General features: G+C 71.9%; 1 pseudogene. It reads left to right on the top strand.

Features of this window, described 5'->3' with window-relative positions:
• Nucleotides 1–563: pseudogene (gene uvrC / locus FVW27_RS21090) on the top strand (excinuclease ABC subunit UvrC); the annotation flags it as partial.

Here is a 563-nt window from a genome sequence, read left to right as displayed (position 1 = left end):
GAGACGGAAGCCCCCCTGCCCGACCTGCTGGCCCGCGCCCTGCACCTGTCCGCGCCGGTGCGCCGGGTGGAGGCCGTGGACATTTCACACACCGGGGGCCGCTCCACCCGCGCGGGCATGGTGGTCTTCGAGGATGGACGCCCGGTGCGCGACGCCTGGCGCGCCTACGCCCTCGACCGTCCTGCCGACAGTTCCGCCGACCGGCCCTCCACCGACGCGTCAGGCAGTCTGCCAGACAGTCTGCCGAACGGTCGGCCCGTTGATCCGCCAAACGACTTAGCAGACGAAAAAATGGACGGCCAAGCGGCCGAAGTACCGGAAACTTCCCCCACCAACACCGACCAGCCCCCTACCCTCACTGCGGGCGACGACTACGCGGCCCTGGCCGAATGGGCCCGGCGGCGCATCGCTTCCGGCCCACCGTGGGCGGACCTGGTCCTGATCGATGGCGGTCGGGGCCAGCTTTCCGCCGTCCATCGGGCCGTCCGCGAGGCGGGCGGCGAAGGGCTGTTCGCACTGGCCTCCATCGCCAAGGCGCGCACCGAGGATGGCCGGGCCGACCG

The organism is Nitratidesulfovibrio liaohensis (genome assembly GCF_011682075.1).
Taxonomy (GTDB): Bacteria; Desulfobacterota; Desulfovibrionia; order Desulfovibrionales; family Desulfovibrionaceae; genus Cupidesulfovibrio; species Cupidesulfovibrio liaohensis.
The sequence above is the reverse complement of the archived record's forward strand: the minus strand, read 5'-3'. Positions and strand labels throughout refer to the sequence as shown.